This is a genomic window from Streptomyces yaizuensis (genome assembly GCF_034961445.1).
In the GTDB taxonomy this organism is placed as follows: domain Bacteria; phylum Actinomycetota; class Actinomycetes; order Streptomycetales; family Streptomycetaceae; genus Streptomyces; species Streptomyces yaizuensis.
This window is the reverse complement of record NZ_BSBI01000011.1, coordinates 24,486-46,399: the sequence shown is the minus strand read 5'-3', so window position 1 is coordinate 46,399 and position 21,914 is coordinate 24,486. Positions and strand designations below refer to the sequence as shown.

Below are 21,914 nucleotides of genomic sequence, written 5' to 3'. Positions count from 1 at the left end.
GCGTTCCCGCCGCTGCTGGGGGGTGCGGCCCGGTCCTTCGTCGGCCGTCCGGCGGCCGGGTGTGCCCGCCTCACCGGAGCAGCCCCTTCATCTCGATCACCGGCAGCGCCTTGAGCGCCGCTTCCTCGGCCTCCCGGGCCGCTTCCTCCGCGTTGACGCCGAGCTTGGAGGACTGGATCTTCTGGTGGAGCTTGAGGATCGCGTCCATCAGCATCTCGGGGCGGGGCGGGCAGCCGGGCAGATAGATGTCCACGGGGACGATGTGGTCGACGCCCTGCACGATCGCGTAGTTGTTGAACATCCCGCCGGACGACGCGCACACGCCCATGGAGATGACCCACTTGGGATTGGGCATCTGGTCGTAGACCTGGCGCAGTACGGGGGCCATCTTCTGGCTGACCCGGCCGGCGACGATCATCAGATCGGCCTGGCGCGGGGAGCCCCGGAAGACCTCCATGCCGAAGCGGGCGAGGTCGTACCGCCCGGCGCCGGTCGTCATCATCTCGATGGCGCAGCACGCCAGGCCGAAGGTGGCGGGGAAGACCGACGCCTTGCGCACCCAGCCCGCGGCCTGTTCGACGGTGGTCAGCAGAAAACCGCTCGGCAGCTTCTCTTCGAGTCCCATTGGTGCCTCTCAGCCCCTTTGCCCCTTTTCCTCAGTCCCATTCCAGGCCGCCGCGCCGCCATACGTATGCGTAGGCGACGAAGACGGTCAGCACGAAGAGCAGCATTTCGACCAGGCCGAAGAGGCCCAGTGCGTCGAAGCTGACCGCCCAGGGATAGAGGAAGACGATTTCGATGTCGAAGACGATGAAGAGCATCGCCGTCAGGTAGTACTTGATGGGGAAGCGGCCGCCGCCGGCCGGCGTGGGAGTGGGCTCGATGCCGCACTCGTACGCTTCGAGCTTCGCCCGGTTGTACCGCTTGGGGCCGATCAGCGTGGCCATGACCACGGAGAAGATCGCAAACCCTGCCCCGAGGGCGCCGAGCACAAGGATGGGCGCGTAGGCGTTCACCCTCCTCGCTCCTTCCAGTCGTCCTTGACCGAGTGGACCGCACCGGGTTCCGACCGCTCCGCCACGAAGATCGTGTTCATGTGAGGCAGTTCACAAGCCCGATTGCCCCGCATCCTATGCCCGCCGGTCTGTGATCTGCGACACGGGGTCGGGAACCGTTCTTGTGATCTCCACCACCCGTCGAACGATCATGAAGGCGGATGAGGGGTGATCTTCATACGTGAAGCACGCAGTTGATCACCAGAAGTGACATCTTCCAGCGTTTCCGCTGGTCGAGAGCGTTTCGCACTATCAAGCGTATGCCTGCGGACGCAAATTGGCGGTGGACGCGGGCGAGTGATAGTAAGCCTTGCCTCACCTGCCGGAGCGGGCGCGGACGGTGGCGGCGGGGCCGGGTGCGGCCGCCGCCGGGACCTGCGCGGAACCCGCGACGGCACCCATCCCGGCACCCATCCCGGCACCCGCCCCGACACCCGTCCCGATGCCCCGCCGGCACCCCCGGAAGGGGTACGACCGGCGTCACCCGGACGAGTCGGGGCGTCACCGACCGTGCCGCCGCTTATCGTTACGACCCGGACACGGTCCGCGAGCACCCTCGTTGCCGTTCTGTGACCTGCGCCACGCGCCCCGGAGGCCCGGAGCCAAGGGCTTGGCCATCGACCCGTGCCGGTGGTAGGCCGATGGCAATTCGGACTTTTTTCTGAAAGTCCATGATCACAGCCATGATCACTTGTGTCCGATATGCCCGTTGCGGCGTCAATAAGGGCCCATGGAAAGCGGATTGATTAGTTCCGCCCGCAACTGTGGCGCAACACACGTTTCTTGTCGGGAACCATGGATGGCTGATAGCGGTTGTCCTCATGTCCCACACCGCTCACATACCCAGCCACCGGAAGCCCCGCCGCCGGAGCGCTTCCGCCATGGCGCTCCGTGCCGGAGTGGCCGGTGGCGTGCTCAGCACCATCGCCGTGGCCGGATCCGGATCGGCCAGCGCCGAGCCGGTGACCGAGACCGTCGAGATGCCGGTCCTCTCCCCCACCGCCGGTCTCTCGCTGGCCGTCGAGGAGTCCGTCCAGGCCCAGCAGCAGGTCGCCTTCGAGCAGGAGGTGCGGGCGCAGGAGGACGCGGCCGCGCAGACCGCCGAGAAGACCGCCGTGAAGGCCAAGGCGGAGGCCGTGCGCCTGGCCGAGGCCGAGAAGAAGGCCGAGGAGCAGCGCGAGCGCGAGGCCGCCGCGGCCGCCGAGCGGGAGCGCGAGCGGGAGCGGGCCTCCCGTACCGCCGAGCGCACCACGCTCACCACGCAGACGTCCACGGGCTCTTCGGGCTCCACGGCGCCCTCCGGCGGCAACTCGGCGTCCACCCCGGCCCCGAGCACCTCCACGCCCGCCTCCGGCTCCGTGGCCACCGTCATCGCCTTCCTCAAGGCGCAGGTCGGCGACGCCTATGTGATGGGTGCCACCGGGCCCAACTCGTGGGACTGCTCCAGCCTGGTCCAGGCCGCGTTCCGCCAGGTCAACATCGACCTCCCCCGGGTCTCCCAGGACCAGTCGACGGCCGGCACCCAGGTCGGCACGTCCAACCTCCAGGTGGGCGACATCCTCTACTGGGGCGCGGCGGGCAGCGCGTACCACACCGGTGTCTACATCGGCGACGGCAAGTACCTCGACGCGGCGAACCCCGCCAAGGGCGTCGTCATCCAGGACCTCTCCGGCTACCCGGCGACGGGCGCGGTGCGCGTCCTCTGACGCCACGGCAGTACCCGCCGCAGCAGCACGGAAGACCGCAGGGCCGGTCCGGACTCCCCGTCCGGACCGGCCCTGCGGCGTTCCCCTGCGCCTCTCGGCGCTCTATCGCGTACCCATCGACCGGTACATGCCGATCGAGCCGTGCGTGGCGGTGTCGGCGAAGCCGAACTTCTCGTACAGGAAGCGCGCGGGGCCGTCGGCGATGAGCGAGACGTACGCGGTGGCGGGCGCCCGGCGCTCCAGTTCCCCGGTGAGCGCGGCCATGATGCGCCGGCCCAGGCCCTTCCCCTGGTGCGCGGGCTCGACGCAGATGTCCACGACCTGGAACGCGGTGCCGCCGTCACCGATGATCCGCCCCATGCCGACGGGCCGTCCCCCGTGGTGCAGGACGACGCCGAACCAGGTGCCCGGCAGGGCGATCCGAACCGCCTCCGGCGCCTTGTCGGAGAGTCCCGCGGTGGTACGCAGGCGGCGGTAGTCCTCGACGGAGGGGACGCCGACCCGCAGTTCGTAAGGGTCCTTCAACGAGTCCATGTATTACAGAATAGAGGGTGGCGCGACACCCGGAGGCAAGGTCCCCCTTACCTCCGGGCGCCGCGCTCATCGGTGGCGGGCGGACCGGCCCCGGGCAGAGGGCCGGTCCGCCCACCGGGCGACGGGCGCGGTGCGCGTCCTCTGCCGCCACGGCAGTCCCCGCGGCAGCAGCACGGAAGACCGCCGGGCCGGTCCGCCCCCCGGGGTCCGACCGACGGACCCCGGTGAAGGTGCCGCACGATCCCCACCCCCCGGGCGCTGGGGATGCCCGGCAAGCCGTGCGGCACCCCCGATCAGGCCCCGGCCGGGGCGGACAGGACCGACGGGTCCCAGGACCCGTCGTCGTCACCGCTGTTGCGGCTGCTGACGTCGATACCGCTGTTCGGCTGTGTGATGCGCTCCATGACTGATCCCCCGTTGAGTGGTTCCGTCCGCCGCCTGGTGCGGTGGACGAGATCCAGCCTGCGGGGTCGTGTCCGCCGGCGGCAACAACATCCCTGTCCGGGACAGCCCTCACCCTGTCCCGGACAGCGAAAGCGCACGTCAGGACAGGTGCAGTACGGATTCGGCAGAGGTTTGGCGCAGGCGCGGTTGAGGTTCGGCTGAGGTTCAGGACAATGGGCGGGGGCGGCCGGGCCGGCCCCGCCCGCGCACTGGACGGCAGGGCCGGAGCACCGGCCCGGCATCACGCCTTCGGGGCCACCCGCGAGAGGCCGTTGATGATGCGGTCCATGGCGTCGCCGCCCGTCGGGTCCGTCAGATTCGCCAGCATCTTCAGGGTGAAGCGCATCAGCAGCGGGTGGGAGAGCCCGCGTTCCGCCGCCAGCTTCATCACCTTCGGGTTGCCGATCAGCTTCACGAAGGCACGGCCCAGCGTGTAGTAGCCGCCGTAGGTGTCCTTGAGGACCTTCGGGTAGCGCTGGAGGGCCAGTTCCCGGTGGGCCGGGGTGGCACGGGCATGGGCCTGGACGATCACATCGGCGGCGATCTGCGCGGACTCCATGGCGTACGCGATGCCCTCGCCGTTGAACGGGTTGACCAGCCCGCCCGCGTCACCGATGAGGAGCAGGCCCCGGGTGTAGTGCGGCTGCCGGTTGAAGGCCATCGGCAGCGCGGCGCCCCGGATCGGGCCGGTCATGTTCTCCTCGGTGTAGCCCCACTCCTCGGGCATCGAGGCGCACCACGCCTTCAGCACCTCGCGCCAGTCCAGCTCCTTGAAGGCGCTGGTGGTGTTGAGCACGCCGAGGCCGACATTGGAGGTGCCGTCGCCCATGCCGAAGATCCAGCCGTAGCCGGGCAGCAGCCGGTCCGGGCCGGGGCCGCGCCGGTCCCACAGCTCCAGCCAGGACTCCAGGTAGTCGTCGTCGTGGCGCGGCGAGGTGAAGTAGGTCCGTACCGCCACGCCCATGGGGCGGTCCTCGCGCCGGTGCAGCCCCATCGCCAGGGAGATCCGGGAGGAGTTGCCGTCGGCGGCGACGACCAGCGGGGCATGGAAGGTGACGGGCGTCTTCTCCTCGCCGAGCTTCGCCTCGACGCCGGTGATCCGGCCGGTGCGGTCGTCGATGACGGGGCTGCCGACATTGCAGCGCTCGTACAGCCGCGCGCCGGCCTTCTGGGCCTGCCGGGCGAGCTGCTCGTCGAAGTCGTCGCGCTTGCGGACCAGTCCGTAGTCCGGGTACGAGGCCAGCTCCGGCCAGTCCAGCTGGAGCCGCATCCCGCCGCCGATGATCCGCAGGCCCTTGTTCCGCAGCCAGCCGGCCTCTTCGGAGATGTCGATGCCCATCGCCACCAGCTGCTTGGTGGCGCGCGGGGTCAGTCCGTCGCCGCACACCTTCTCGCGCGGGAAGGCCGTCTTCTCCAGCAGGAGGACATCCAGACCGGCCTTGGCGAGGTAGTACGCGGCGGTCGAACCGGCCGGGCCCGCGCCGACGACGATCACATCGGCGCTGTGTTCGGAGTGGGGCTCGGCCACGGTGATTCTCCCGAAGACTCGATAAAACGTGCTTGAAGGCACCCGACATGTGCAGTCTATGGGGGCGTACCGATCACCGACCGAAGGGCTCCCTCCCATGAGCAGGCTCCTCCCCGCTGTACGGCTCCGCGTGCCCACCGACGAGGACGCCCACGCCTGGCACCGGATCTTCGCGGACCCCGAGGTCATGGAGTTCTTCGGCGGTGGGTCCGCCGAGTTGTCGGCGTACGAGGAGTTGACGGCACGCCAGCGGCGGCACGACGCCGAGCTGGGTTTCTGCCTCTGGACGCTCCTCGACGAGTCGGGGGAGGTCATCGGCTTCACCGGCGCCCAGCCCTGGCCGGAGGGGAGAACCGGCCCGGCCGGCGAGATAGAGATCGGCTGGCGGCTGGCGCGTTCCGCCTGGGGCCGGGGGTACGCCACGGCGGCGGCACAGGCCACCCTGGAGCGGCTGCGCGCGGCGGGGCTTGAGCGGGTCGTCGCGATGGTCGTGGACGGCAACGAGCGCTCGGTCGCGGTGACCCGGCGGCTGGGGATGGAGCAGGCGGAGAGCTACGAGCTGCCGGACGGCCGGACGGCGAACTGCTTCCGGCTGACGCTGCAAGAGCGGTCAGCCCGGTAAAGGTAAAAGCGGTAAACGGGGTGCGGCCCGCCCGCCGGGAGCCGGCGGACGGGCCACCAAGGCCACCGGGGGCGGCCGGTTCAGACCTTGGTGGCGCGGTGCAGGGCCACGATCCCGCCGGAGAGGTCGCGCCAGGCCACCTTCGACCAGCCGGCCTTCTGGAGCAGCCCCGCGAACGCGGGCTGGTCCGGCCACGCCTGGATGGACTCGGCGAGATAGACGTACGCGTCCGGGTTGGAGGAGACCGCGCGGGCCACCGGCGGCAGCGCCCGCATCAGGTACTCCTCGTACACCGTCCGGAACGGCGCCCAGGTCGGGTGGGAGAACTCGCAGACCACGATCCGGCCGCCCGGCTTCGTCACCCGCAGCATCTCGCGCAGCGCGCCCTCGGTGTCCTGGACGTTGCGCAGCCCGAAGGAGATGGTGACCGCGTCGAAGACGTCGTCGCGGAACGGGAGCCGGGTGGCGTCGCCCGCCGTCAGCGGCAGCCAGGGGTGGCGTGCCTTGCCGACGCTGAGCATGCCGAGGGAGAAGTCGCAGGGCACCACGTAGGCGCCGGCCTCGGTGAAGGGGAGCGACGAGGTGCCCGTGCCCGCCGCGATGTCGAGCACCCGCTGTCCGGGGCGCGGGTCGACGGCCCGGGTGACCTCCCGGCGCCATCTGCGGTCCTGGCCGAGCGAGAGCACGTCGTTGGTGAGGTCGTAGTTCTTCGCGACGTCGTCGAACATCGCGGCGACGTCGTGCGGCTGCTTGTCCAGGGAGGCTCGGTTCACGCCGCCCATTCAAGCAGGGCGCCCCGGGCCGGTTCCCGGGGCCTACCGCCTGCGGTGGACCAGCCGGCCGGCGAGGACGGTGGCGGCGCACTCGGCGTCCCGGGCCAGCCGGGCGGGGTCCACGGCAGGGCCCTCGGCAAGGTCCTCGGCGGTCAGGGGGACGGCGGGACCGGTGAAGACGGCGAAGTCGGCGGGGGAGCCGGCGCCGAGCGCCCCGGCGAACAGGATCCCGGGCGCGTCCGGGGGCACGGTGCGGACCCGGAGCCCGGAGCGGGCGAGGGCCGTGCGCACCGGGGCCCGGGTGAAGGGCCCGCTGACGACCGTGCAGCCGTGGGCCAGGAGCCGCTGGATGCCGCGCCGGGCGCTGCCGCCCCAGCCGGTGTCGCCGAGTTCCAGCGCGGCCAGCGCGGCACCGGTCAGCGGTTCGGTGCCGAGCGCGTCGGCCTCGCGCGGGTCGGGGTGGTAGGCGGCCTCCAGGAGGCTGCCCGCGCTGGTGTGCCACAGGCCCGGGGCCAGCAGCCCGGGCCAGCGGCGCTCGCGGGCCCCCGGGTGGGCGGCGGCCAGCTCCCCGTACGGTCCGAGGGCACGGACCGTCCCCCCGTCGACCAGCACGGCGTGCGGGCCGGGGCGGAGCGGTCCGTCCCCGGTGAGGAGGGCGTCGGCGATGTGGAGCGTGAGCACCTGGGGTCTTTCGTTTGGATCAGGCTGGATCAGGGAGCGGGGTCTGGTGCCGTGCATCGCAAGGCGGAGGATTGAGCCACTGCGGTGGGGGTACCTCCCGGGCCGCCAGGCCCAGGGGGCCATTGGTGATTGACGACAACGCAGCGAGGTGCGGTGCCAGGGCCCGCGAGCCCAGCCTGATCCAAACGAGAGGCCCTAGGGACCGTCAGCGGGCGTCGAGGAGCTTCAGCTCGGGGTGGGCGGTGCCGCCCTCGATCGCGGTCGAGGAGATGTGGGAGACCACCCGCTCGTCCACGGGGTCGTCCGCCGGGTCGTCGTGGACGACGATGTGCTCGTACGTCGTGGTCCGCTGCGCGGGCACCCGGCCCGACGCGCGGATCAGGTCGATGATCTCCTGGCGGTTGGAGCGGTGCTTCGCGCCGGCGGAGGAGACGACGTTCTCCTCCAGCATGATCGAGCCGAGGTCGTCGGCGCCGTAGTGCAGGGAGAGCTGTCCGACCTCCTTGCCGGTGGTCAGCCAGGAGCCCTGGATGTGGGCGACGTTGTCGAAGAAGAGCCGGGCGATGGCGATCATCCGCAGATACTCGAAGAGCGTCGCCTGGGTGCGGCCCTTGAGGTGGTTGTTCTCGGGCTGGTACGTGTACGGGATGAAGGCCCGGAAGCCGCCCGTCCGGTCCTGTACGTCCCGGATCATCCGCAGATGCTCGATCCGCTCGGCATTGGTCTCACCGGTGCCCATGAGCATGGTGGAGGTGGACTCCACGCCCAGCCCGTGGGCGATCTCCATGATCTCCAGCCAGCGCTCGCCGGACTCCTTGAGCGGGGCGATCGCCGTGCGCGGCCGGGCGGGCAGCAGCTCGGCGCCCGCGCCGGCGAAGGAGTCGAGACCGGCGGCGTGGATGCGCTCGATCGCCTCCTTCGCCGAGACGCCGGAGATGCGGGCCATGTGGTCGATCTCGGAGGCGCCCAGCGAGTGGATCACCAGCTGGGGGAACGCCTTCTTGATCGCCGAGAAGTGCTCCTCGTAGTACTCCACGCCGTAGTCCGGGTGGTGGCCGCCCTGGAACATGATCTGGGTGCCGCCCAGCTCCACGGTCTCCGCGCAGCGGCGCAGGATGTCGTCGAGATCGCGGGTCCAGCCCTTGCGGGTGTCCTTGGGCGGGGCGTAGAAGGCGCAGAACTTGCAGGCCGTGACGCACACATTGGTGTAGTTGATGTTGCGCTCGATGATGTACGTCGCGATGTGCTCGGTCCCCGCGTAGCGGCGGCGGCGTACGGCGTCGGCGGCACTGCCCAAGGCGTGGAGCGGGGCGGACCGGTAGAGGTCGAGCGCCTCCTCCGGGGTGATCCGGCCCCCTGCGGCGGCGCGGTCCAGCACGGACTGAAGGTCGGCCTTCTCGGTCACCGGATGTCACCTTTCGGCGGTTCTTGGCGGGCTGGCGGGCTGGCGGGCTGTTGACGGGGGCGCTCGACATGTCGTCCTCGTCCGCGTCCGCCGTGGGCCCGACCAGCCTACGCCAGGGACTTCGGGCCCCTTCGGGCGGTGGCTACCGGAGGGCGGGCAGCAGCTCCACCGCCGCGTCCGCCGGGAAGCCGGTGTCGGCGGCGATACGGCGGGCGAACTCCCGTACGCCCCCCAGCTGCTCCGGGCCGAAGCGGAAGTCGAGCGTACGGAAGTACCGCTCCAGCAGCTCCGCGTCGAAGCTCTCCCAGCGCGACGCCTGCTCGGCGACCTTGGCGACCTCCCGCAGGGAGAGGTCGCGGGAGGCCAGGAAGGCCCGGTGCACCTCGTGCACGAGTGCCTCCTCCCGTGCCACGTACTCCCTGCGGGCCGCCCACACCGCGAAGACGAACGGCAGTCCGGTCCACTCCTTCCACATCCGGCCAAGGTCGTGGACCTCCAGGCCGAGCTGCGGGGCCTCGTGGAGCGCGGCCCGCAGGGCCGCGTCACCGATCAGCACAGCGGCTTCCGCTTCCTGCATCATCACGCGCAGGTCGGGCGGACAGCTGAAGTAGTCGGGCGTCACCCGGTGGCGCTCGGCGAGCAGCAGTTGTGCCAGCCGTACGGAAGTGCGGGAGGTGGAGCCCAGCGCGACCCGGGCGCCGTCGAGTTTCTCCAGGGGCACCTGGGAGACGATCACGCAGGACATCACCGGACCGTCGCAGCCGACCGCGAGATCGGGAAAGGCCACGAGCTGATCGGCATTGCGCAGGAATTCCACCAGAGTGATCGGTCCGATATCGAGATCACCGCGGACCAGCTGCTCGCTCAACTTCTCCGGGGTGTCCTTCGTCAGCTCCAGATCGAGAAGGGTTCCGGTACGGGCGAGTCCCCAGTAGAGGGGGAGACAGTTGAGGAACTGGATATGACCGACCCGGGGCCTGCTGGGGCGGTGACCGGTTGCTGCGATTTCTCCGAGACTGTCCACAACGCGAGGCTAGACCCGCCGGCCCCGCTCCCCGACGCCGGGGCCGTGCGCGGACCCCGCGTGTCGCCCCGCCCCTGGTCCGGGCGGCGCGGGACGACCGGTCCCGACCCGGCCCCGTCACCCCGGACGCGTGTTTCATGCATCCGGGTGAAGTGATCTTTGCCTCTACCGCTGCGAACACCCTGCGTGCTACGCTCGACGCAAGTTGCAGTTTGGTTTCCCTTGCAGTACAGAGCCTGCGGAGCATGTGACCCGCAGGCTTTTGTAGTTTTCAGACTTGTTTGCAGGTTCTGGAGCAGGGCAACCCTTTGGCCCAAGGAGGGCTTATGGCTACCGGAACCGTCAAGTGGTTCAACGCTGAAAAGGGCTTCGGCTTCATCGCCCAGGACGGCGGCGGCCCGGATGTCTTCGTTCACTACTCCGCGATCAACGCGACCGGCTTCCGCTCCCTTGAGGAGAACCAGGTCGTGAACTTCGACGTCACCCAGGGCCCGAAGGGCCCGCAGGCGGAGAACGTCACCCCGGCCTAATCGGCCAGGGTCGGCGATCGCGCACGACTTACCAGCAGTACCAAGGAGCCCCGCCCTTTCGAGGAACGGGGCTCCTGCCTTTTCCGGCGCCTTCCCTGTCTCCGGCACGGCGAAGGCCCCCTGCCCCTCCGCACGACTGCGGGGGGGGCAAGGGGCCAGGGGCCGGAATGGCTCGGTCAGGCGGTGGCGGGCACCCGGTCGGCCACGGGGGCCTCCGGCTCCACGTCCAGCGGGGAGGACTTCGCCGACGTGTACGCGTCGTGGTCCAGGATCTTCTCCCGGGCGGCCACGATCACCGGGACCAGCGCCTGACCCGCCACGTTGGTGGCCGTCCGCGCCATGTCGATGATCGGGTCGATCGCCATCAGCAGACCCACGCCCTCCAGCGGAAGGCCCAGCGTGGAGAGGGTCAGGGTCAGCATGACCGTCGCACCGGTCAGACCGGCGGTGGCCGCCGAGCCGACGACCGAGACGAAGGCGATCAGCAGATAGTCCTGGATGCCGAGCTGCACATCGAAGATCTCGGCGATGAAGATCGCCGCCAGCGCCGGGTAGATCGCGGCGCAGCCGTCCATCTTGGTCGTGGCACCGAACGGCACCGCGAAGGAGGCGTACTCCTTCGGCACGCCCAGGCGCTCGGTGACCCGCTGGGTGACCGGCATGGTGCCGACGGAGGAGCGGGAGACGAACGCCAGCTGGATGGCGGGCCAGGCGCCCCGGAAGAAGTGCACGGGGTTGACCTTGGCGACGGTCGCGAGCAGCAGCGGGTAGACGCCGAAGAGCACCAGGGCGCAGCCGATGTAGACATCGGCGGTGAAGGTGGCGTACTTGCTGATCAGGTTCCAGCCGTAGCTGGAGACCGCGTAGCCGATCAGGCCGACGGTGCCCAGCGGTGCCAGCCGGATGACCCACCACAGGGCCTTCTGGAGCAGTTCGAGGACGGCCTCGCTGAGGGTGAGGATCGGCTTGGCCTTCTCACCGAGAGCGAGCGCGGCGATACCGGCGACGGCGGCGAGGAAGACGATCTGGAGCACGTTCAGCTCGGTGAACGGCGTGATCACATCGGTGGGGACGATCCCGGTGAGGAAGTCGATCCAGGAGCCCTCCTTCGCCGGAAGCTCGCCGTCCTTCGGGGTGAGGCCGGTGCCCGCGCCGGGGTTGGTGAGCAGACCGATGGTGAGACCGATGCCGACCGCGATCAGCGAGGTGATCAGGAACCAGAGCAGGGTGCGGCCGGCCAGCCGGGCGGCGTTGTTGACCTTGCGGAGGTTGGTGATCGACACCAGGATCGCGAAGAAGACCAGGGGGGCCACGGCCAGCTTCAGCAGCCGGACGAAGATGCCGCCGATCTGGCTCAGCGTCTCCTTGAGCCAGCCGATGTCCTGGCCGCGGGCGAGCCAGCCGAGCAGTGCGCCGAGCACCAGACCGAGGATGATCTGTGCCCAGAAGGGGACCTTGGGTATACGGAAACCGGAGCCCGATGGGCTTCCGGTCGTGGTCGACGCGGCGTTCGCGGACACGGACACACTCCAGTGCGGCGTATGGGGAGACGGGGACGAGTGGGGGGTGCGGCGCCCGTGCGCGAGTGGGCGGAGCCGCTGCTGTCGGGCCGGTCAGAGCGGACGGCGACAGACCGCGGACATACAGCGGCAGAGGTCGACATGCAGGCGCGCCACGAGCGGGGTGCCCGGGGCATCGAGGGTGCGCGCTGCTGACTTCATGTCCAGTACATTAACACTTGAACTTTGAGTACCTCAAAGGCCCCCTTTGGGATCTTCGCCACGTGGGAGTGGGGAAGAAACCGCCGGGCATGCGAAAGCCCCCGGCCGGGGGCTCGGGGGCTGGTGCGGACCGGCCGGATCGCCGGACCGGCCGGATCGACCGGATCGACCGGGGAGGGGGACCTGGTCAGTCCTCCTGGGTACGGCTGGAGTCCAGCCGCCGCTTCGTGCGGTCGATCTTCGACACGATCTGCTCCGACATGGCGTCCCGCTGCTTGCGCAGGAGGACGAAGCTGAGCGGCGCGGAGATCACCACGGCCAGCAGGGCGACCCAGACGAAGTTCGACTCACCGAGTCCGGCGGGCAGGATGCCGAAGTGGACGAGGACGGCCACGACGGCGAAGCAGGCCACGAACAGGCCGAGGCGCATGCCGGTGTACTTGAGCGCGGCGCTGGACTTGGCGTTCATCGCGGGGTGCCTGCTTTCTTCACTGCTCTTCACTGCTCTGCCCTGCATTTCACTGCTCTGTACTGCTGTACTGCGCTGTACTGCGCTTCGGTGCGGCAGGGGGCGCTTCGGCCGCCGACCGTGCCGGACCAGTCAAGCACGGCCCGGAACGGATCATCACGGCCCCCCTGCCGCCCCACCGGACGGCGGCCGCGGCCTTCAGACCCGCATGGGCTGCGGCGACTCACGGCGCTCGGCGTCCGGCCCCGGGTACTCACGGATGATCTCGTAACGGGTGTTGCGCTCCACCGGGCGGAAGCCGGCGTCCCGGATCAGTTCCAGCAGGTCGTCGCGGGTGAGCTTGTTCGGCGTGCCGTAGTTGTCGGCATCGTGGGTGATCTTGTACTCGACCACCGAGCCGTCCATGTCGTCCGCGCCGTGCTGGAGGGCGAGCTGGGCGGTCTGGAGCCCGTGCATCACCCAGAAGACCTTGACGTGCGGCACGTTGTCGAAGAGCAGCCGGGAGACCGCGAAGGTCTTCAGCGCCTCGGCCCCGGTCGCCATCGTGGTCCGCGCCTGGAGCCGGTTGCGGATCTTGCCGTCCTTCATGTCCACGAAGTCGTGCTGGTAGCGCAGCGGGATGAAGACCTGGAAGCCGCCGGTCTCGTCCTGGAGCTCACGCAGCCGCAGCACGTGGTCGACGCGGTGGCGGGGCTCCTCGATGTGCCCGTACAGCATGGTGCTGGGGGTCTTGAGGCCCTTGCTGTGCGCGAGGCGGTGGATGCGCGACCAGTCCTCCCAGTGGGTGCGGTGGTCCACGATGTGCTGCCGCACCTCCCAGTCAAAGATCTCCGCGCCGCCGCCGGTGAGCGATTCGAGACCGGCCTCGATCAGCTCGTCCAGGATGTCGGAGGCCGACAGGCCCGAGATGGTCTCGAAGTGGTGGATCTCGGTGGCGGTGAACGCCTTCAGCGAGACGTCGGGCAGCGCCTTCTTCAGCTCGCTGAGGGAGCGCGGGTAGTAGCGCCAGGGGAGGTTGGGGTGGAGCCCGTTGACGATGTGCAGCTCGGTGAGGTTGTCGCTCTCCATCGCCTTGGCGAGGCGGACGGCCTCCTCGATGCGCATGGTGTACGCGTCCTTCTCGCCCGGCTTGCGCTGGAACGAGCAGTACGCGCACGACGCGGTGCACACGTTGGTCATGTTGAGGTGGCGATTGACGTTGAAGTGGACGACGTCGCCGTTCTTGCGGGTCCGCACCTTGTGCGCGAGGCCGCCGAGCCAGGCCAGGTCGTCCGACGCGTACAGAGCGATGCCGTCCTCCCGGCTCAGCCGCTCTCCGGCCTCGACCTTCGCCTCCAGCTCGCGCTTGAGCCCAGCGTCCATGCGCCCGCCTCCCATGTGTCAGCAGCCAAAATCGGGCTTCCCCCACGGTACCCGGCCACTCGGGACGGCTCGGTACCGCGGGGGGGCGTCGCGGCTCGCGCGTCAGGCTTCGCCCGGGAGGTCGCCGACGCGGTTCTCCCACTTGGTGGAGAGGACGATGGTGGTACGGGTCCGGGAGACGCCCCGGGTGCCGCTGAGCCGGCGGATCGTCTTCTCCAGTCCGTCGACGTCGCTGGCCCGCACCTTGAGCATGTACGAGTCGTCGCCCGCGATGAACCAGCAGTCCTCGATCTCGGCGAGATCGCGCAGCCGCCGGGCCACGTCCTCGTGGTCGGCCGCGTCCGACAGGGAGATCCCGATCAGCGCGGTGACCCCGAGCCCCAGCGACGCGGCGTCGACGGTGGCGCGGTAGCCGGTGATGACGCCCGCCGTCTCCAGGCGGTTGATCCGGTCGGTGACGCTGGGACCGGAGAGGCCGACGAGCCGTCCCAGCTCGGCGTAGGAGGCCCTGCCGTTCTCCCGGAGGGCCTGGATGAGCTGTCTGTCCACCGCGTCCATGTGCCTGGAGCCTTCCATAGTTGCCGAACCAAAGGCAGTTGCTGAACCTGAGGCGCGCGGGGACGGGCCCTGCGCTTACTGCGTGGAGCCAGGGGGACCGCCGAGGTCCCCCGGGACCGGCTCCCCGGGGCGCCGTGCCCGGGGCGCTCGCGGATCAGTCGGTGCGCGAGCCCCCCAGCTCGCCCTTCCAGCGCCGGTAGAGCCGGTGCTCGACCCCCACCGCGTCCAGCACCCGCCCGGCGACGAAGTCCACCAGGTCCTGGATGTGGGTGGCTCCCGCGTAGAACGCCGGCGACGCGGGCAGGACCACCGCGCCGGCCGCGTCGAGGGTGACGAGGTGTGCGAGGGTCTGTCCGTTCAGCGGGGTCTCGCGGACGGCGACGACCAGCGGCCGCCGCTCCTTGAGGGTCACGCTCGCCGTGCGCTGGAGGAGATCCTTGGAGAGCCCGAGGGCGACCCCGGCGACGGCGGCGGTCGACGCGGGCACGATCAGCATGCCCCGCGCCGGGTACGAGCCGGAGGACGGCCCGGCGGCCAGGTCCCCGGCGGACCAGTACCGCACGTCCGCGAGATCCACCTCGAAGGTGCCGGGCTCGCCGTCGGCGCCCCGGCCCAGCCATGCGCGCAGATCGTCCTGCCAGTGCGCGTCCCGGAAGGAGATCCCCGTCTCGTCGAGCAGGGTCAGCCGGGACGCCCGCGACACCACGAGGTCGACGCTCTCCCCCGCGTCGATCAGCCCCCGCAGCACGGCGGCCGCGTAGGGCGTCCCGGACGCGCCGGAGACTCCGACGATCCAGGGGCGGCGGGGTTTCACTTCTGCTGGCTCCACACAAGGGAGCCTATCCGGACGCCGGGAGGGGTCGTGTCCCAGGCGCCGGGGCGGGCGGCAGGCCCGCCGGCCCCGGCCCGGGACCGTCCGTGACGGGACGGCTACACCGTCAGGCCGCGCACGATCAGGTCGAGGAGCGCGCAGCAGAAGAGGGCGATCCCGATGAAGCCGTTGACCGTGAAGAAGGCCCTGTTCAGACGGGAGAGGTCGTGCGGGCGCACGATCGTGTGCTCGTAGCCGAAGGCGGCGGCGACGATCACGATGCCCACCCAGTAGAACGCGCCGGCGCCGGTGGCCAGCCCGTACCAGATCAGCAGGCCGGTGGTGACGGCGTGGCAGGCGCGGGCCCCGTGGAGGGCGGCGGGGACGCCGAAGCGGGCGGGGACCGAGCGCACGCCCTCGGCCCGGTCCGCCTGGACGTCCTGGGTGGCGAAGATCAGGTCGAAGCCGCCGATCCAGATGCCCACCGCGAAGCCGAGGATCACGGCCTCCCAGGACCACTCCCCGGTCACCGCGAGCCAGGCGCCGACGGGCCCTATGGCCTGGGCGAGGCCCAGGATGGCGTGCGGGTAGTCGGTGAACCTCTTGCCGTACGGGTAGACCACCATCGGGACCACCGCGAGGGGCGCCAGCGCCAGGCAGAGCGGGTTGAGCAGCGCCGCCGCGCCCAGGAAGACGGCGAGGGCGATGAGCGCGCCGGTCCAGGCGGAGCGGACGCTGACCGCGCCGGTGACCAGCTCGCGGCCCGCCGTGCGGGGGTTGCGGGCGTCGATCTCCCGGTCGATGATCCGGTTGCAGGCCATCGCGAACGTCCGCATGCCCACCATGGCCACGGTGACCAGCAGCAGGGTGATCCAGTCGACGCTGCCGCCGTCCTGGTACATCGCGGTCAGCGTGGCGATGTACGCGAAGGGCAGCGCGAAGACGGAGTGCTCGATCATCACGAGCCGCAGGAAGGCCCGGGTGCGGCCGGGCGGCCGGGGCACGGCCATCGCCTCGGCGCTCACCGCTCCCGCCCCCGCCCGCTCCCCCGCCCGTGCCGGGCCGCCGTCGCGGGATGACCGCTCACAGCCCGTACTCCTTCCAGCGGCGCTCGACCAGCTCGGCCGTCGCCGGGTCGGACTCGACCATGTCGGGCCAGCCGCCGTCGCGCGTGTACCCCTCCTCGGGCCACTTCGCCGTCGCGTCGATGCCCGCCTTGCCGCCCCAGAACTGCTGGTAGGAGGCGTGGTCCAGATGGTCTACGGGTCCCTCGGTGACGGTCAGGTCGCGGGCGTAGTCGGTGTTCCCGAGCGCCCGCCAGGCCACCTCGTGCAGATCGTGGACGTCGCAGTCCGCGTCCACCACGATGATCAGCTTGGTCAGGGACATCATGTGCGCGCCCCAGATCGCGGACATCACCTTCTGGGCGTGCTTGGGGTACTTCTTGTCGATCGAGACGATCGCGCAGTTGTGGAAGCCGCCCGCCTCCGGCAGGTGGTAGTCCACGATGTCCGGCACGATGATCTTGAGCAGGGGGAGGAAGAAGCGCTCGGTGGCGCGGCCCAGCGGACCGTCCTCGGTCGGCGGCCGGCCGACCACGATCGACTGGAGCAGCGGGCGGCGCCGCATGGTCACGCAGTCGATGGTGAGCGCGGGGAACGGCTCCTGCGGCGTGTAGAAGCCGGTGTGGTCGCCGTAGGGGCCCTCCGGGAGCATCTGCCCCGGCTCCAGCCAGCCCTCCAGGACGACCTCCGCCTGCGCGGGGACCTGGAGCGGGACCGTCTTGCAGTCCACCATCTCGATCCGCTTGCCCTGGAGGAAGCCCGCGAACAGGTACTCGTCGATGTCGCCGGGGAGCGGCGCGGTCGAGGCGTACGTCACGGCCGGCGGGGCGCCGAACGCGATCGCGACGGGCAGCCGCTCCCCGCGCCGGGCGGCCACCTGGTAGTGGTTGCGGCTGTCCTTGTGGATCTGCCAGTGCATGCCGATGGTGCGGCGGTCGTGCCGCTGGAGCCGGTAGAGGCCGAGGTTGCGGACGCCGCTCTCGGGGTCCTTGGTGTGGGTGAGCCCCAGGTTGAAGAAGGAGCCGCCGTCCTTCGGCCAGGTGAAGAGGGCGGGCAGCGCGTCGAGGTCGACGTCGTCGCCGTGCAGGACGACCTCGTGTACGGGGGCGTCCTTCACCTTCTTCGGCGGGACGTGGACCATCGAGCCCAGCTTGCCGAACGCCTCGCGGACCCCGACGAAACCGTGCGGCAGCTCCGGCTTGAGCAGGCCGCCGATCTTCTCGCTGATCTCGGAGTAGGACGTCAGCCCCAGCGCCTTGAGGAGCCGGCGGTCGGTGCCGAAGACGTTCATCGCCAGGGGCATCGACGAGCCGCGCACATTCTCGAAGAGCAGCGCGGGCCCGCCGGCCTTGTTCACCCGGTCGACGATCTCCCCGACTTCCAGATGGGGATCCACCTCCGCCTTGATCCGCTTGAGGTCTCCCTCGCGTTCCAGGGCCCTGAGCAGGGAACGAAGATCGTCGTAAGCCATGCGCTCCAGTATCCGGTACCGGTTACCCTGGCCGCGTCACCGGGGCACGTTTCCGCGCCCATCCGCCTCGTACTGGGGGACCGTCCACCATGCTCAGGTATCTGCCCTTCCTCCTGGTCCTGGCGCTGTGGATCTACGCCTTCATCGACTGCCTGAACACTCCCGAGAAGGAGGTCAGGAATCTGCCGAAGATCGCGTGGGTCTTCATCGTGCTGCTCTTCGGGCAGGTGCTGCTCGGGCCGATCGCCTGGCTGATCGCGGGGCGTCCCCGCCGGACCGTGGGGTACGCGGGCGGACGCGGCGGCTGGGTCGCCCCCGACGACAACCCGGACTTCCTGCGTTCCCTGAAGGACGAGCGGAAGCCGGAACCGGAGCCGGAGGGCGACCCGGAGAAGGACAAGGACAAGAAGAAGGACGACGACGGCGTGTGAGACGCGCGAGAAGGGCCCCGCCGGCGGAGACCGGCGGGGCCCTCGTCGTCGCGGGTCGTCCCTTACGCGTACGAGTGCAGACCGTCCACGAAGATGTTGACGCCGTAGTAGTTGAAGAGCCAGCACGCGAAGGCGATCAGGCCGAGCACGGCGGCCTTGCGGCCCTTCCACCCGGCGGTGACGCGGGCGTGGAGGTAGCAGGCGTAGGCGACCCAGGTGATGAAGGACCAGACCTCCTTGGGGTCCCAGCCCCAGTAGCGGCCCCACGCGTCGCCCGCCCAGATGGCGCCGGCGATGATCGTGAACGTCCAGAGCGGGAAGATCGCCGCGTTCACCCGGTAGGCGAACTTGTCCAGCGAGGCGGCGGCGGGCAGCCGCTCCAGGACCGAGGTGGCGAAGGCGCCGGGCTTGCCGCCACCCGCGATCTTGCTCTCGTAGCTGTCCCGGAAGAGGTAGAGCACGGTGGTGACGGCGCCCAGGTAGAAGACGGCGCCGCAGAAGATGGCCGTGGAGACGTGGATGTACAGCCAGTACGAGTCCAGCGCGGGCACCAGCTGGTCGCTGGCGGTGTAGAGGTACTTGGTCGCGATGCCGAGGTCGAGCAGGACCGTCCCGGCGAGCGGCAGGCCCAGCCAGCGGACGTTCTTCCCGGCGGCCAGGAAGCCGAGGTACGCGCCGACCAGCACCATGGAGAAGGTGATGGAGAACTCGTACATGTTGCCCCAGGGGGCACGCTGCACGGAGAGCGCGCGGGCCACCACACCGCCGGCGTGGATCGCCCACGCCAGGACGGTCAGGGCGATGGCGATCCGGCCGTAGAGGTCGCCCTTGACCGTGCCGCCGGCCGCGCCGGGGCCGTCGGGGACGTCCCGGGCGCCGGTGGCCGCGCGGGTGACGACCTTCGGCTTGTCCAGGACGGCCGTACCGCCCTCGGCCCTGGCCGTGGTGACCACCGGGGCCCCGGCGGCCGCCTTGACGGCGCCGGTCAGCGCGGCCGAGGTGCGGCCCACCTTGCTGCGGCTGCCGAAGACCCACTCCCCGATGTGGGCGAGGAACGCCAGGATGTAGACGGCCATCGCCGAATAGATCAGGTTGTTGCTGATCTGGGCGAGATTCTCGTTGGTAGCGGCGGCGAGAGTCACTTCTCAGCCCCTTCGGCAGAAACCACGGATGTGTCGGGATCGTCAGTGTCGGTGGAGGCGGAGGAGTCGGAGGAGGCGGAGGAGTCGTCGGGGGCGGGTGGCGCGGGCGCGGTGGGCACCCGCTCGTGCAGCGTGCCGGCCAGCTCGGTCAGCTCCTCCGCCAGCCTCGGGGACTCGCTGCGGCCGAGGCCCGCCATCTCCACGACCGTCACCCCGTCGGCGCCGCGCACGGCCCGCACCCACACCCGGCGGCGCTGGACGAAGAGCGAGCCCACCAGGCCGGTGATCGCCGCGACGGCGCCGGTCAGCGCCCAGCCGTTGCCGGGCGACTCGGAGATCTGGAAGCTGGCCCACTCCTTGACCTCCTTCTCGAACGTGATGGAACCGGCGCCGTCGGGCAGCGTCATGGTCTCACCCGGCAGCAGCAGCTTCGCGAGCTTGTTGCCGTCCTTGTCCTTGAACTGCTTCAGCTTGCGGGTCTCCAGCTGGTACACGTTCTGCGGCAGGCCCGCGTCGACACCCAGGTCGCCGATGTAGGCGTTGAGCGCCAGCACCGGGTATGCGAGACCGGGGAAGGTCGAGAACATCGTGCCCTCGCCGTGCCCGGCGAAGGTCGGCACGAAGAACGCCTTGAAGCCCAGCTGCGCCTTCTTGCCGTTCTTGTCGCGGTAGCCGTCCATCACCTTGATCGCGCCCTGCGAGGTGATGTTGGAGTCCAGCGGCAGCAGGGGCACCGCGCCCTCGTAGACCACCTTGTTCTGCCGGTCCCGGACGGTGACCTGGGGCGCGTAGCCGTGGCCGAGCAGGTAGACCTTGGTGTTGCCGATCTTCAGCGGCCGGTTGACCTCGATCTTCTTCTTCTGGTCCGGGCCGCCGGGGACGGAGAAGGTGACCGCCGCCTCGAAGGTGCGCGGGGTGCCCTTCTGCGGGCCGTTCTTCTCGTACGTCCCGGTGAAGCTGTCCAGCATGAAGCTGAACGGCGTCAGGTCGTCCACGTCGTGCATCGGGCCGGATCGGAAGTCGTCGTAGTGGGTGAGCGTGTTGGAGAAGCCGTCACCCTCGACGATCAGCTTGCCGCCCTCGGACCGGAAGAGCTGGCCGGAGGCGAAGGCCAGCAGCATCACGATCAGCGCGACATGGAAGACCAGGTTCCCGGCCTCGCGGAGATAGCCCTTCTCGGCGGCGACCGAGGCGCCGGAGCCGCCCGGGGTGCCCGTCGTGTGGGCGCGGAAACGCTTCCGCTTCAGCAGCGCCAGGGCCGCCGCGTGCACCTCCTGCGGATCGGCGTCGGTGCGCCAGGTCGTGTACGCGGGCATCCGGGTCAGCCGGCCCGGCGCCCCCGGCGGGCGGCTGCGGAGCTGGCCGACGAACTGCCAGGTGCGCGGGACGATGCAGCCGATGAGGGAGACGAAGAGCAGGATGTAGATCGCGGAGAACCACACCGAGCTGTAGACGTCGAAGAGCTGAAGCGTCTCGAAGGGGCCCGCCCAGCGCTCGTTCGCCTCCTTCCAGCCCTGCACCTTGAGGTCGTCGACCGCGTTCTGCGGGATCAGGGACCCGGGGATCGCGGCGAGCGAGAGCAGCAGGAGCAGCAGCAGCGCCACCCGCATGGAGGTGAGCTGGCGCCAGAACCAGCGGACCCAGCCGACGAGGCCGAGCGAGGGCCCGGCGGCCAGTTCCGCGCGGCTCTCGGCCGGCTCCTCCCGGGGAGCGGTGGACATCCCCCGGGCGTCGGCCTCGGCTTCGGGCCGCTCCGGGCCGGTCGCCGTCGTCTCTGTCTTGCTCATGGTTCTTCAGATTCCAACCGTGAAGGAGCCGGACCAGGTCTGCATGCGCTGCATCATCAGGTCCCACACCCCGGTGAGCAGCAGCAGCCCGGTCACGATCATCATGATGCCGCCGACGCGCATGACCCAGACATAGTGGCGCTTGACCCAGCCGAAGGTGCCGAGCGCCTTGCGGTAGGCGACGGCGGCGAAGACGAAGGGGAGCCCGAGGCCCAGGCAGTAGGCGATGGTCAGCACCGCGCCCCGGCCCGCGCTCTCCTGATTGGCGGAGAGGGTGAGCACGGCGGCCAGCGTCGGGCCCATGCAGGGGGTCCAGCCCACGCCGAAGAGGGCGCCCAGCAGCGGGGCGCCGGCGAGCCCGGCGGCGGGCCGGTGGTGGAAGCGGAACTCGCGCCGGTTGAGCCAGGCCATGCCGCCCATGAAGAAGACGCCGAGCGCGACCATCAGTACGCCGAGGATCCTGCTGAGGAGTTCCTGCTCCTCCTGGAGGGTGGCGCCGAAGTAGCCGAAGAGCGCCCCGCCCGAGACGAAGACGACGGTGAAGCCGAGGACGAAGAGGGAGGCCCCGGCGACCATCCGGCCGCGCTTGGCCTCCGCCAGGTCGGTGCCGCCGACGCCGGTGACGTACGAGAGGTAGCCGGGGACGAGCGGCAGGATGCAGGGGGAGAAGAAGGAGACCAGACCGGCGAGGAGGGCGATCGGCAGGGCGATCGCGAGCGTCCCGTTGAGGACGGTCCCGTTGGTGCCGGTGAGGGCGGCCAGGGTCAGGGCGCCGTCGGCGGGAGCGTACGACGTG

Annotated in this window: 22 protein-coding genes; 4 read left to right on the top strand and 18 right to left on the bottom strand. The window is 70.3% G+C overall.

The genetic code is table 11. From position 1 onward, the window contains the following. Positions 1 to 70: 70 nt before the first annotated feature. Together SYYSPA8_RS24485 and SYYSPA8_RS24480 are read right to left on the bottom strand one after the other, a co-directional pair. Positions 71 to 625 (bottom strand): NuoB/complex I 20 kDa subunit family protein, encoded by a 555-nt coding sequence (locus SYYSPA8_RS24485; protein WP_323449468.1) that lies wholly within the window; start codon positions 623 to 625, stop codon positions 71 to 73. 31 nt (positions 626 to 656) lie between these two features. Next, a complete protein-coding gene (locus tag SYYSPA8_RS24480) occupies positions 657 to 1,016 on the bottom strand; it encodes an NADH-quinone oxidoreductase subunit A (protein ID WP_003956195.1) in 360 nt (119 codons plus the stop codon). An 860-nt stretch (positions 1,017 to 1,876) separates the two neighbouring features. Here SYYSPA8_RS24480 and SYYSPA8_RS24475 point away from each other — a divergent pair. Next, positions 1,877 to 2,761, top strand: coding sequence for a C40 family peptidase (locus SYYSPA8_RS24475; RefSeq protein ID WP_323449467.1), 885 nt, complete (start codon positions 1,877 to 1,879; stop codon positions 2,759 to 2,761). Positions 2,762 to 2,863: 102 nt separating this feature from the next. Here the strand turns inward: SYYSPA8_RS24475 and SYYSPA8_RS24470 are convergent, their stop codons facing one another. Next, positions 2,864 to 3,295, bottom strand: coding sequence for a GNAT family N-acetyltransferase (locus tag SYYSPA8_RS24470; protein WP_323449466.1), 432 nt, complete (start codon positions 3,293 to 3,295; stop codon positions 2,864 to 2,866). Positions 3,296 to 3,980: 685 nt separating this feature from the next. After that, positions 3,981 to 5,267 (bottom strand): geranylgeranyl reductase family protein, encoded by a 1,287-nt coding sequence (locus SYYSPA8_RS24465; protein WP_323449465.1) that lies wholly within the window; start codon positions 5,265 to 5,267, stop codon positions 3,981 to 3,983. Between the two features lie 97 nt (positions 5,268 to 5,364). On the opposite strand from SYYSPA8_RS24465, the gene SYYSPA8_RS24460 reads away from it, so the two are divergent. Continuing rightward, positions 5,365 to 5,889 carry a GNAT family N-acetyltransferase gene (locus SYYSPA8_RS24460; protein ID WP_323449464.1) on the top strand — a complete coding sequence of 175 codons (525 nt, stop codon included), beginning with the start codon at positions 5,365 to 5,367 and terminating at the stop codon, positions 5,887 to 5,889. A gap of 80 nt (positions 5,890 to 5,969) precedes the next feature. Here the strand turns inward: SYYSPA8_RS24460 and SYYSPA8_RS24455 are convergent, their stop codons facing one another. The 4 genes from SYYSPA8_RS24455 to SYYSPA8_RS24440 all read right to left on the bottom strand — a co-directional run bounded on the left by SYYSPA8_RS24455 (position 5,970) and on the right by SYYSPA8_RS24440 (position 9,772). Beyond that, a complete protein-coding gene (locus SYYSPA8_RS24455) occupies positions 5,970 to 6,662 on the bottom strand; it encodes a demethylmenaquinone methyltransferase (protein ID WP_323449463.1) in 693 nt (230 codons plus the stop codon). A gap of 42 nt (positions 6,663 to 6,704) precedes the next feature. Next, positions 6,705 to 7,343 carry an imidazolonepropionase-like domain-containing protein gene (locus SYYSPA8_RS24450; RefSeq protein WP_323449462.1) on the bottom strand — a complete coding sequence of 213 codons (639 nt, stop codon included), beginning with the start codon at positions 7,341 to 7,343 and terminating at the stop codon, positions 6,705 to 6,707. A gap of 205 nt (positions 7,344 to 7,548) precedes the next feature. Beyond that, positions 7,549 to 8,748 (bottom strand): cyclic dehypoxanthinyl futalosine synthase, encoded by a 1,200-nt coding sequence (gene mqnC / locus SYYSPA8_RS24445; RefSeq protein WP_323449461.1) that lies wholly within the window; start codon positions 8,746 to 8,748, stop codon positions 7,549 to 7,551. A 142-nt stretch (positions 8,749 to 8,890) separates the two neighbouring features. Beyond that, the gene (locus tag SYYSPA8_RS24440) at positions 8,891 to 9,772 is read right to left on the bottom strand and encodes a menaquinone biosynthetic enzyme MqnA/MqnD family protein (RefSeq protein ID WP_323449460.1); all 882 of its coding nucleotides are present in this window, start codon (positions 9,770 to 9,772) and stop codon (positions 8,891 to 8,893) included. A 326-nt stretch (positions 9,773 to 10,098) separates the two neighbouring features. Between SYYSPA8_RS24440 and SYYSPA8_RS24435 the strand changes: the two genes are divergently transcribed. After that, positions 10,099 to 10,302 carry a cold-shock protein gene (locus SYYSPA8_RS24435; protein ID WP_017948713.1) on the top strand — a complete coding sequence of 68 codons (204 nt, stop codon included), beginning with the start codon at positions 10,099 to 10,101 and terminating at the stop codon, positions 10,300 to 10,302. Positions 10,303 to 10,478: 176 nt separating this feature from the next. Here SYYSPA8_RS24435 and SYYSPA8_RS24430 read toward each other — a convergent pair whose 3' ends face one another. From SYYSPA8_RS24430 to SYYSPA8_RS24400, 7 genes are all read right to left on the bottom strand, one after another. Beyond that, positions 10,479 to 11,822, bottom strand: coding sequence for a dicarboxylate/amino acid:cation symporter (locus tag SYYSPA8_RS24430; RefSeq protein ID WP_323449459.1), 1,344 nt, complete (start codon positions 11,820 to 11,822; stop codon positions 10,479 to 10,481). 388 nt (positions 11,823 to 12,210) lie between these two features. Next, complete coding sequence (locus SYYSPA8_RS24425) at positions 12,211 to 12,492, bottom strand: DUF4229 domain-containing protein (RefSeq protein ID WP_323449458.1); 282 nt, start codon at positions 12,490 to 12,492, stop codon at positions 12,211 to 12,213. Positions 12,493 to 12,690: 198 nt separating this feature from the next. Next, entirely contained in the window at positions 12,691 to 13,854 is a 1,164-nt protein-coding gene (mqnE, locus tag SYYSPA8_RS24420; protein ID WP_323449457.1) for an aminofutalosine synthase MqnE, read from the bottom strand. A 102-nt stretch (positions 13,855 to 13,956) separates the two neighbouring features. Beyond that, positions 13,957 to 14,412, bottom strand: a complete 456-nt coding sequence (locus tag SYYSPA8_RS24415) for an Lrp/AsnC family transcriptional regulator (protein ID WP_323449456.1) — start codon at positions 14,410 to 14,412, stop codon at positions 13,957 to 13,959. Positions 14,413 to 14,566: 154 nt separating this feature from the next. Continuing rightward, positions 14,567 to 15,226 carry a UbiX family flavin prenyltransferase gene (locus SYYSPA8_RS24410; protein WP_407706080.1) on the bottom strand — a complete coding sequence of 220 codons (660 nt, stop codon included), beginning with the start codon at positions 15,224 to 15,226 and terminating at the stop codon, positions 14,567 to 14,569. A gap of 116 nt (positions 15,227 to 15,342) precedes the next feature. Next, complete coding sequence (mqnP, locus tag SYYSPA8_RS24405) at positions 15,343 to 16,233, bottom strand: menaquinone biosynthesis prenyltransferase MqnP (protein ID WP_323449708.1); 891 nt, start codon at positions 16,231 to 16,233, stop codon at positions 15,343 to 15,345. Positions 16,234 to 16,306: 73 nt separating this feature from the next. Further along, positions 16,307 to 17,758 carry a menaquinone biosynthesis decarboxylase gene (locus tag SYYSPA8_RS24400; protein ID WP_323449454.1) on the bottom strand — a complete coding sequence of 484 codons (1,452 nt, stop codon included), beginning with the start codon at positions 17,756 to 17,758 and terminating at the stop codon, positions 16,307 to 16,309. A gap of 89 nt (positions 17,759 to 17,847) precedes the next feature. On the opposite strand from SYYSPA8_RS24400, the gene SYYSPA8_RS24395 reads away from it, so the two are divergent. Then, the gene (locus tag SYYSPA8_RS24395) at positions 17,848 to 18,189 is read left to right on the top strand and encodes a PLD nuclease N-terminal domain-containing protein (protein WP_323449453.1); all 342 of its coding nucleotides are present in this window, start codon (positions 17,848 to 17,850) and stop codon (positions 18,187 to 18,189) included. A gap of 62 nt (positions 18,190 to 18,251) precedes the next feature. Here the strand turns inward: SYYSPA8_RS24395 and ccsB are convergent, their stop codons facing one another. Genes ccsB through SYYSPA8_RS24380 form a run of 3 tightly spaced genes read right to left on the bottom strand, consistent with a single transcriptional unit; the run spans position 18,252 to position 21,886 of the window. Further along, the gene (ccsB, locus tag SYYSPA8_RS24390) at positions 18,252 to 19,331 is read right to left on the bottom strand and encodes a c-type cytochrome biogenesis protein CcsB (protein ID WP_323449452.1); all 1,080 of its coding nucleotides are present in this window, start codon (positions 19,329 to 19,331) and stop codon (positions 18,252 to 18,254) included. After that, positions 19,328 to 21,118, bottom strand: coding sequence for a cytochrome c biogenesis protein ResB (gene resB, locus SYYSPA8_RS24385; RefSeq protein WP_323449451.1), 1,791 nt, complete (start codon positions 21,116 to 21,118; stop codon positions 19,328 to 19,330). Before resB ends, ccsB begins: the two co-directional genes overlap by 4 nt. 6 nt (positions 21,119 to 21,124) lie before the next feature. Next, positions 21,125 to 21,886 (bottom strand): cytochrome c biogenesis CcdA family protein, encoded by a 762-nt coding sequence (locus tag SYYSPA8_RS24380; RefSeq protein ID WP_323449707.1) that lies wholly within the window; start codon positions 21,884 to 21,886, stop codon positions 21,125 to 21,127. Positions 21,887 to 21,914 lie beyond the last annotated feature (28 nt).